The organism is Kitasatospora sp. NPDC093806, assembly GCF_040683335.1.
Lineage (GTDB): Bacteria > Actinomycetota > Actinomycetes > Streptomycetales > Streptomycetaceae > Kitasatospora.
In genome coordinates, this window is sequence record NZ_JBFBDO010000017.1 from 45880 (window position 1) to 56683 (window position 10804).

Annotated in this window: 3 protein-coding genes; all 3 read left to right on the forward strand. The window is 75.6% G+C overall.

The window, feature by feature from the left end; all coding sequences use genetic code 11:
• Window positions 1-48: 48 nt before the first annotated feature.
• The 3 genes from AB0N76_RS11995 to AB0N76_RS12005 all read left to right on the forward strand — a co-directional run bounded on the left by AB0N76_RS11995 (window position 49) and on the right by AB0N76_RS12005 (window position 10790).
• Window positions 49-1305, forward strand: a complete 1257-nt coding sequence (locus AB0N76_RS11995) for a glutamate synthase-related protein (RefSeq protein WP_363555900.1) — start codon at window positions 49-51, stop codon at window positions 1303-1305.
• Between the two features lie 243 nt (window positions 1306-1548).
• Window positions 1549-6282: an amino acid adenylation domain-containing protein gene (locus AB0N76_RS12000; RefSeq protein ID WP_363555902.1), complete on the forward strand. Its 4734-nt coding sequence runs from the start codon at window positions 1549-1551 to the stop codon at window positions 6280-6282.
• Between the two features lie 47 nt (window positions 6283-6329).
• On the forward strand, window positions 6330-10790 hold the full coding sequence (locus AB0N76_RS12005; protein ID WP_363555904.1) for an amino acid adenylation domain-containing protein: 4461 nt from the start codon (window positions 6330-6332) through the stop codon (window positions 10788-10790).
• Window positions 10791-10804 lie beyond the last annotated feature (14 nt).

Sequence of the window (10804 nt, forward strand, 5' to 3'; positions counted from 1 at the left end):
CCGGCAGCCGGCCCGGCGAGCGGAACGGCGGGCGGAGCGGAGCGGGCCATGAGTGACCTGAGCGCACCCGGGTTCCCGGAGGAGGAGGTCCGGCAGCGGGCCCGGGCCGGGACGGCGGCCGCCTTCCCGCCGCCCGGCAGCTACGGGCAGGTGCTGTTCGGCGCCGAGCAGCCCGCCTACGGGACGGCGGACGCCCTGGACGCGCTGCGGATCGTCCCGCCGGTGTTCGTGCCGCAGCGGCTGGCCCGGCTGATCGACCTGGGCCGCGAGCCGGACTACCGGGACGTCGAACTGGCCACCGCCATCGGCGGGTTCACCTCCTCGCTGCCGGTGTACGTGTCGGCGACCGGCTCCACCCGGGTGGCCGGCGGGGACCTCGGCCTGGCGCTCAGCCGGCAGGCCGGCGCGCTGGGGCTGCCGATGGTGATCGGTGAGAACGTCGTCCCGGTGAACGGCTACGGCCGGCTCGGCGAGGCCGCCGACCGCGCGCTGCTCGGCCGGCTGCGCGCCTACAGCGAGCAACTCCCGGACAGGTTGGGCGGCGTGGCCATCCAGCAGTCCACCGAGGACGCCGACGCCGAGGTCTGGAACCTCGCCTACAGCGACCCGGCCGCCCTGCCGCTGCTCGAATCCGGGCGGCTGGCCTTCGAGTTGAAGGTCGGACAGGGAGCGAAACCGGGCCTCGGCGGCATGACGGTGCTGGACGCCGAGGCGGCGGCCCGGCTCGGCGACCGCTACGGCATCGACCCGGTCCTCGGCTCCGACGGGCGGGTCCTGCGGGCCAGTACGCCCGGCACCTTCACCGCGGAGATCCTGCGCCAGCAGGTCCGGCTGATGCGCAACAACTTCCCCCGGGCCCGGGTCTGGGTGAAGCTGCACCCGGGCCGGGACGTCGCCGAGGCCGCCCGGGTGGCCGCCGAGGCGGGGGCGGACGCGGTCACCGTGGACGGCGCCGAGGGCGGCACCGGCTGGGCGCCGGGCGCCTTCCCGGCGCAGGTCGGCCTGCCGCTGGCGGAGTGCCTGGCCCGGCTGGCGGCCGCCGGTCCGCCGCCCTGCCTGCTGGTCTCCGGGCGGATGTGGGAGGGCGGCCGGGCGGTCAAGGCGCTGGCCCTGGGCGCCCGGGCGGTGGGCCTGGGCCGGGCCGCCCTGCTGGCGGCGGCCGAGGACCCGGAGGCCGGGCTGGTCCGGTTCACCGAGTGCCTGGCGCTCGAACTGCGCCTGCTGATCAGTGCGCTCGGCAAGTACGCGCCGGCCGCGCTGGACCGGGAGGACGTGTGGTCCGCCGCATTCCCGGCGGCCTCCTGAGATTCGTCCCCGGACAACCGAAGAATAAGAAATTCGCCGCAGCCCGCCGAGGTGCCCCCGTGCACCCCGGCGGGCTGCGGCGTTCTCGCCAACTCCCGTAAGTCAAGCGGCAGTTGAAGCTGCCGGTGGTCTTCCCCGGGTTCTGCCGATCGGGCCCGAAAAGCGCGCCTATCGTCGAGACCACTGCCAGCAGAGTCGCTAATTCATCGGGGTTGGATGATGGAATCTCGCGGTTTCCCCTTCATGTCCGTCGCGCGCCGGTTCCCGGACCGGCCGGCCGTACGGCTCGGCGGCCGGACCGTCGGCTACCGGGAGTTGGACGAGCTGAGCGGCGACCTCGCCGCCCGGCTCGCCCCCGGCCGGACGATGGCCGTCACCGGCCGCGACCGGCTCGACCACGTGGTCGGCCTGCTCGCCGCCCTCCGCGCCGGGGCCACCTACCTGCCGCTGGACCGGGAGGCCCCCGAGGAGCGCAACCGCTGGATCCGCGAGGACGCCGGCGCCACCCTGGCCTGGACGGACGGCGAGCTCGTCGACCTCGCCCCCGGGGCGGCGACCGGCACGCCCGACGGCGCGACCGCCGGCTACCTCATCTACACCTCCGGCACCACCGGCCGCCCCAAGGGCGTGCACGTCCCGCTCGCCGCGCTGACCGGCCACCTCGCCGCCGCCGTCGACCGGTACGGCCTCACCGCCGAGGACGTGGTGCTGCACCTCGCCCGACCGACCGTCGACGTGGCCGTCGAGCAGGTGCTGACCGCCCTGTCCGTCGGCGCCTGCCTGGTCGTCCCCGAGCGCCAACTGCTGGCCCCCGACGCCCTGCTGGAGGTGCTGGACGAGGAGGGCGTCACCGTCGCCAACCTCCCGGCCGGCTACTTCCAGGAGGTCGTGGCCGCCCTCCGCCCCCGCGCGCCGCGCACCCTGCGGCTGATGATCTCCGGCAGCGACCGCCTCCACCCGGACGCCGCCGCCCGCTGGTGGGCCGCCACCGGGGTGCCGCTGCTCAACGCCTACGGTCCGACCGAGACCGTGGTCACCGCCACCACCCACCTGCTCACCGGCCCCTCGGCGGGCACCGGCGAGGTGGTGCCGATCGGCGTCCCGCTCGGCGACCGCCGCGGCTACCTGCTGGACGACCGGCTGCGGCCGGTGGCGCCCGGCGAGGTGGGCGAACTCTACCTGGGCGGACCGCTGTTGGCAGCCGGCTACCACGGCCGCCCGGGCCTGACCGCCGGCCGGTTCGTCGCCGACCCGTTCGCGCCGGAGCCCGGCGCCCGGATGTACCGCACCGGCGACGTGGTCCGCCGCCCGGCCGACGGCCCGGACGCCGCGATCGAGTTCGTCGGCCGGGCCGACCACCAGCTGAAGATCCGCGGCTTCCGGGTCGAACCCGGCGAGATCGAGCAGGTCCTGGCCGCGCACCCGGCGGTCGCCGGGGCCGTCGTGGTGGCCCACGAGGGCCGGCTCGCCGCCTATCTGACGGGCACCGGCGACGGTTCCGCCCCCGACCCCGCCGAGCTGCGCGCCCACCTGGCCGACCGGCTGCCCGAGCACATGGTCCCGGCGACCGTCACCCCGCTGGCGGCCTTCCCGCTGACGGCCGGCGGCAAGGTCGACCGGTCCGCCCTGCCCGAACCGCAGCCCGACCCCGCTCCCGCCGCCACCGCCCCGGCCGGCCGCCGCCCGCTGCGCACCCCCGCCGAGCAGCTGATCGCCGCCGTCTGGGCGGACGTCCTCGGCGTGCCCGAGGTCGGCGCCGAGGACAACTTCTTCCACCTGGGCGGGGACTCCCTCACCGCCGTACGGGTGGTCGGCCGCTGCTTCGACGTGTTCGGCATGATCTCCCCGTACACCATCTTCGACGCCCCCACGCTGGCGGAGTTCGCCGCCGCCGTCACCGCCTCGGCGGGCGGCGAGCGCCCCGAGCTGACCCGGGCCGGGGCCGGCTCGGCGCCGCTCTCCAAGTTCCAGCGCGGGCTCTGGTTCCTCGACCAGTGGAACCCGGGCGCGCCGACCTACATCGTGCCCTGGGTGTTCCGCTTCGCCGGCCCGGTCGACCCGGAGCTGCTGCGGCGCGCGCTGGCCGGCGTGGTCGCCCGCCACGAGGCCCTGCGCACCACCTTCGAACTGGCCGAGGACGGCCCCCGACAGGTGATCCACCCGTCCGTGGAGCTGCCGTTCACGGTCACCGAGACCGACGCCGACCGGCTGGACGCGCTGATCGCCGAGGTCGCCCTGGTCCCCTTCGACCTGGAGACCGGCCCGCTGGTCCGCGCCCACCTCTACCGCACCGGCGACACCGCGACCCTGCTGCTGCTCTGCCACCACATCGTCTGGGACGAGGGCTCGCTGTCCGTCCTGGAGGGCGAACTCGCCGCGCTCTACGACTCGGCGGCCACCGGCCGTCCGGCCGCTCTGCCCGAGCCGGCCGTCCAGTACGCCGACTACAGCGCCTGGCAGTACCGGGACGAGGCCACCGCCGAACGCCAACTCGCCCACTGGCGCGAGCACCTGCGCGGCGCCCCGACCGAGCCGGTGCTGCCGGTCGACCACCCCCGCCCCGAGGAACAGGCCTTCCGCGGCGCCTTCCACCGCTTCGCGATGCCGCGCCCGGTCGCCGAGGCCGTCCGCGCGCTGGCCCGCAGTGAGGACGCCACCCCGTTCATGGTGCTGCTGGCCGGGCTCGCGCTCACCCTGCACCGGCGTACCGGGCAGCGGGACCTCGTCCTCGGCTCCCCGGTGAGCGTCCGCGGCCGGGCCGAACTCGACGCCCTGATCGGCTACTTCGTCAACCTGCTGCCGCTGCGGGTCCGGCTCGACGAGGCCGCGGACTTCCGCGAGCTGGTCCGGCACGTCCGCGAGGTGGCGATCGCCGGCTACCGCCACCAGGAGGCGCCGTTCGACGACATCGCCGCCACCGTCTTCGAGGACCGTCCGGACGACCGCGCCGAGAACCGCAACCCGCTCTGCCAGGTGCTGCTGGAGTTGCACCCGCTGGACACCCGTCCGCTGACGATCGGCGCCATCGAGGTGACCCGGGAGCTGTACTCCAACCCGGTCTCCCGCTTCGACCTGTCGATCTCCGTCGACGACCGGGGCACCGACTTCACCGGGCGCTTCGAGTACGACTCCGACCTGTTCGACGAGGCCACCATGGCCGAGCTCTGCGAGGCCTGGCTGGGCACCCTCGCCACCGCCGTCGAGGCGCCCGTGCACGCGCTGTTCGAGGCCCGGGCCGCCCGCGAGCCGGGGGCGCTCGCCCTGGTCTCCGGCGAGCAGCGGATCTCCTACGGGGAGCTGAACACCCGGGCCAACCGGCTCGCGCACCACCTCGCCGCCGAGGGCATCGGCCGCGGCGACACCGTCGCCGTCCTGGTCGAGCGCGGACCGGACCTGGTGACCGCGCTGCTCGCGGCCCTGAAGACCGGCGCCGGCTACACCCTGCTGGACCCGGACTTCCCGGCCGAGCGGCTGGCCGGCTCGTACGCCGACTGCGCCGCGGCCCTGCTGGTCACCCACCGCCACGCCGGCCCGCCGTTCCCGGTCGGGCGGCAGCTGGACCTGGACGCGGCGGCCGCCGCCGTGGCCGCCCGCCCCGGGCACGACCCGGGCGTGGCCGTCACCGGCGCCGACCTGGCCTGCGTGATGTTCACCTCCGGCTCCACCGGCCGCCCCAAGGGCGTCGCCGTCCCGCACCGCGCCCTCACCACCACCTACCTCGGCCAGGACTACGCCCGCTTCGGCCCCGAGGAGGTCTGGCTCCAGTGCTCCCCGGTCTCCTGGGACGCCTTCGCGCTGGAGCTGTACGGCGCGCTGGCGTTCGGCGGGGTGTGTGTCCTCCAGCCCGGCCAGCGGCCCGACCCGCAGGCCATCGCCGAGCTCACCCGCCGGCACGGCGTCACCCAGCTCCAGCTCTCCGCCAGCCTGTTCAACTTCCTGCTGGAGGAGCTCCCGGACACCTACGACGACCTCAAGGTGGCCTTCACGGCCGGTGAGCGGGCCTCCGTCACGCACGTCGGCAAGGCGCTGGAGCAGTACCCGGGGCTGGTCGTCGCCAACGGCTACGGCCCGGTCGAGAGCCTCGGCCTCACCACCAGCCACCGCGCCACCGCCGAGGACGCCGCCGGGGCCGCCATCCCGATCGGCCGGGCGCTGCACGGCAAGGCGGTGCACGTCCTCGACGAGCTGCTCAATCCCGTCCCGGACGGCACCACCGGCGAGCTGTACGCGGCCGGCGGCGGGCTCGCCCACGGGTACGTCGGCCGCCCCGGGCTGACCGCCGAACGCTTCGTCGCCTCGCCGTTCGGCCCGCCCGGCGAACGGCTCTACCGCACCGGCGACCTCGGCCACCGGCGGGCGGACGGGCTGCTGGAGATCACCGGCCGGATCGACGACCAGGTGAAGGTGCGCGGCTTCCGGGTCGAACCCGGCGAGATCGAGGACGCGCTGACCCGCCACCCCGCCGTCCGGGAGGCCTCCGTCACCGTCCACGAGCCGAGCCCCGGCGACCACCGGCTCGCCGGGTACGTCACCCTCGCGGACGGGGCCGAGGCCGGGCCGGACGCGCTGTTCGACCACCTGGCCGGGCTGCTGCCCGAGCACATGGTGCCCGCGACGCTCGACGTCCTGGCCGCGCTGCCGCTGAACGCCAACGGGAAGGTCGACCGGCGCGCCCTGCCCGCCCCCGCCGAACGCCCCGCAGACCGCTCCGCCGAGCGTCCCGCCGACCGCTCCGCCGGCGCCGCCGCCGACCCGCTCACCCCGGACCAGCGGCTGGTCGCCGACGCCGTCCGGGCCGTCCTGGAGCTGGCCGACGACCTCGGGCCGGAGGCCAACTTCTTCCGGATCGGCGGCAATTCGCTGGCCGCCGTCCGGGTCGCGATGAAGCTCTCCCAGCAGACCGGCACCCGGGTGCCGCCGCACGTGGTGTTCCGCGGCAAGACCGTGGGCGCCATCGCCGAACGGCTGGCCTCCTGATGACGGCCCGTCCGACCACCCTGCCCGCGCACGAAGGGAACGAGGCCGTGAGCCCGTCCGCCGTCCCCACCATCGACCACGTCCGCATCGCGCCCGTCTCCGGCCTGCAGCGCGGCCTCTGGTTCCTCGACCACCTGAACCCGCGGGCCGCGACCTACACCACCCCCTGGACCTACGAGGTCACCGGGCCGCTCGACCTCGACCTGCTCGGGCGGGCCCTGGCCGCGGTGGTCGCCCGCCAGGAGGCCCTGCGCACCACCTTCGCCCTGCACCCCGACGGCCCGCGCCAGCACGTCCACCCCGAGCTCGCCGTGCCGCTCGCCGTCACCGACCTGCGCGACCTGCCCGAGGCCGAACGGGAGGACCGCACCGAGGAGTTGATCGCCGAACGGGCCGCCGAGCCCTTCGACCTGGCGGCCGGCCCGCTGCTGCGCGCCGAGGCCTTCCGGCTCGCCGACCACCGCACCACCCTGCTGTTCGTGGTCCACCACATCGTCTGGGACGGCTGGTCCGCCGAACTCTTCGAGACCGAACTCGCCGAGCACTACCGGGCCTTGGCCGACCGGCGGGCGCCGGAACTCCCCGCCCTCACCACTCAGTACGCCGACTGGGCCGAGGAGGAGCGGCACACCTCCTACGAGGAGCACCTCACCTATTGGAAGGACCGGCTGGACGGCGCCCCCGCCCTGCTCGAACTGCCCGGCGACCGGCCCCGGCCGGCCGAGCGGAGCGAGCGCGGCGCCACCGAGCACTTCGCCCTCACCCCCGGCGCCGCCGCCCGGGTCCGCGCCCTCGCCGAGGAGGAGGGCGCCACCCCGTTCACCGTCCAGCTCGCCGCCTTCGCCCTGCTGCTCGGCCGCTGGACCGGCGCCGACGACCTGCTCGTCGGCACCCCCGTCACCACTCGCAACCGGCCCGAACTCGCCGACCTGCTCGGCTACTTCGTCAACCTGCTGCCGCTGCGGATCCGGCTCGCCCCGGGCGCGACCTTCCGTGAGCTGGTGGCCGACATCCAGGACGGCGCCTTCGACGCCTTCGGCTACCTCGACGTGCCCTTCGACCAGCTGGTCGACCACCTCGGCACCGCCCGCACCCCGCAGCACCCGCCGCTGGTCCAGGCGGTGTTCGGCGCCCACACCGAGGACCGTGCCCCGCTCGTCCTCGGCGCCGCGACCGGCGTGCGCGCCGTCCGCTCCAACGGCACCAGCAAGTTCGACCTGACCTGGTCCGTTTTTGATTCCACCGGCCCCGGCGAGGACGGCGAGCTGCGCGGCGAGGCCGAGTACAGCAGCGACCTCTTCGACCCCGCCACCGTCCGCCGCCTCGCCGCCGACTACGCGGCCCTGCTGGACGCCGCCCTCGCCGAGCCGGACGCCACCGTGCTCCGGCTCACCTCCGCCGGGCAGTCGCACCGCCCCGCCCGCCTCGACGCCGGCCACTGCCTGCACCACCTGTTCGAACAGGCCGCCGACCGGCACGGCGACCGGCCCGCCGTCAGCGACCCGGACGAGACCCTCGACTACGCCGAACTCGACCGCCGCGCCAACCGCTTGGCGCACACCCTGCGCGCCCGCGGGGTCCGCCCCGGCGACCGGGTCGGCCTGCTGCTGGAACGCACCGTCGCGGTCCCCGTCGCGATCCTCGCCGTCCTCAAGGCCGGCGCCGCGTACGTGCCGGTCGACCTCGCCGCCCCCGCCGACCGGGCCGCCCTGGTCTTCGGCGACACCGCGGTGACCGCCGTCCTCACCGACCGCCCCGACCGGGCCCCCGACGGCCCCTGGCAGACCCTCGACCTCGCCGCCCACGCGGCCGAGATCGCCGCCCACCCGGCCACCCGGCCGCCCGCCGTCGGCCGCCCCGGCGACCTCGCCTACCTCATCTTCACCTCCGGCTCCACCGGCCGCCCCAAGGGCGTCGCGGTCGCCCACGAGCACGTCAGCCGCCTCCTCGACTCCGGCCGGCCGCACTTCGGCTTCGGCCCCGACACGGTCTGGACGCTCTTCCACAGCTACGCCTTCGACTGGACGGTCTGGGAGCTCTGGGGCGCCCTGCTGCACGGCGCCCGCCTGGTCGTCGTCCCCTACCTGACCAGCCGCTCGCCCGACGAGTTCGCGGGCCTGCTCGACCAGGAGCGGGTCACCCACCTCTGCCTGACCCCGTCCGCGCTGCGCCAGCTGGAACCGGCCCTGCGCCGCCGCCCGCGCGCGCTGCCCGAGCTGCGCTGGATCATGCTCGGCGGCGAGGCGCTCGACCCCGGCGTCGTCCAGCGCTGGCACGACCTCGACCCGCTGCCGCCGGCCCGGATCTGCAACCTCTACGGCATCACCGAGACCACCGTCCACGTCACCACCCACGACGTCGCGCCGGGCGGCGCCGGCTTCGAGCGCAGCCTGATCGGCGAACCCATGCCGCACCTCACCGCGGTCGTCCTCGACGACTGGCTGCGCCCCTGCCCGCCCGGCGTCCCCGGCGAGCTGTACATCGGCGGCGGCAGCCTGGCGCACGGCTACTGGGGCCGGCCCGGCCTCACCGCCGGCCGCTTCGTCGCCGACCCGTCCGGACCGCCCGGCGCCCGGCTCTACCGCACCGGCGACGTCGCCAAGCGGCTGCCGGACGGCGGCCTGGAGTACGTCGGCCGGGCGGACTTCCAGGTCAAGCTGCGCGGCTTCCGGATCGAGCTCGGCGAGATCGAGAACGCCGTCGCCGCCCACCCGGATGTCGACGCCTGCGTGGTCACCGTCCACGACGACCGGCTCGCCGCGTACGTCACCGGGCGCGCCCCCGAGGACCTGCGCGAACTCCTCGGCCGCACCCTGCCCGCGTACATGATCCCGGCGACGGTCACCGTGCTGGCGGCGCTGCCGCTCACCGTCAACGGCAAGGTCGACCGGGCCGCGCTGCCCGCCCCCGACCGCGCCGTCCCCGTCCCGGCCGGCCGGCACGTCGAACCGCGCACCCCGGAGGAGGAGCTGTTCGCCGCCGTCTGGACGGAGGTCCTCGGGGTCGGCGGGATCGGCGTCCACGACGACTTCTTCCACCTGGGCGGCGACTCGATCCGGGCCGTCCAACTGGCCGGCGCGCTGCACGACCGGGGCTGGCAGATCACCCTGCGGGACGTCTTCAACGCCCCGACGGTGGCCGCCCTGCTGCCGCTCGCCCGGCCGGTCGAGCACGACCCGGCGGCCGACCGGCCGTTCGCCCTGATCGACGAGGAGGACCGGGCCGACCTGCCGCCCGGCATCGTCGACGCCTACCCGATGGTGTCCATGCAGCTGTCCATGGTCTTCCACATGGAGGTCGCCGGCGGCACCGACAGCTACCACAACGTCAACTCCTACCGGATCAGCGGCGACCTGGACGAGACCGCGTTCCGCCGCTCCGTCAACGAGGCGATGACCCGGCACGCCGTGCTCCGCACCGGCCTGGACATCTCCGGCTACGGCGAACCGCTCCAGCTCGTCCACGGCACGCTGCCCGCCCCCGTCGACTTCGCCGACCTGCGCGGACGGACCGGCGCGGAGCAGGACGGGGCGATCCGGGAGGTCTTCGACGACCACCGGGACCGGCCCTTCGACCTCGCCGAACCCCCGCTGTTCCGGATCACCGTCCAGCGCCTGGCCGACCGGGCCTTCCAGCTCACCATCTCCGAGCACCACGCGATCCTGGACGGCTGGAGCTTCACCTCCCTGCTCACCGAGCTCCTCGAACGGCACGGCGCGCTCGCCGCCGACCCGACCGCCGCGCCCACCCCGCCACCGCGCACCGCCTTCCGCGACTTCGTCGCCGTCGAACGGGCGGCCGCCGCGGACCCGGACTCGCTGGCGTACTGGCGCGAGCGGCTCGACGGCGCCACCGGCCAGCTCTGGCCGGGCAGCGAGGACGTCCACGAGCTGCCGCGCACGGTGGAGCGGGTGCTGCCGGACGCGCCCGGCCAGCTGCGCGCCGTCGCCGACGCGCTCGCCGTCCCGATCAAGTCCGTGGCGCTCGCCGCCCACCTGCACGCGCTCGCCCGGATCACCGGACGGCGGCGGGTCACCACCGGGCTGGCGATGAACGGCCGGCTCGAACGGCTCGGCGGCACCGAGGTGTACGGGCTGTTCCTCAACACCGTCCCGCTGGTCGCCGAACCGGGGGAGGACCTCGCGGCACTGGTCCGGCACGTCCACCGGGAGGAGCTGGACATGATGCCGCACCGCCGGGTGCCGTTCGCCCGGCTGGCCCGGCTGATGGCCGACACCGCGCTCGACAGCCAGTTCGGCTACCTGCGGTTCCACGCCCTGGGGCGGCTCAGCTCGGCCCGGATCGAGGACGGGCGGATCGGCAGCGAGCCCACCCTGCGGCACGAGCCCAACAGCTTCGCGTTCGGCGCCTCGCTGATCCAGGACCCGGTCTCGCAGCGCGTGCTGCTCGCCGTGGACCACCAGCGGGCGGTGGTGGACGACGCCACCGCGGAGGAGTTCATCGACGCCTACGCCGCCGCCCTGGCCCGGCTGGCCGCCGAGCTCTGACCGCAGCTCATCCC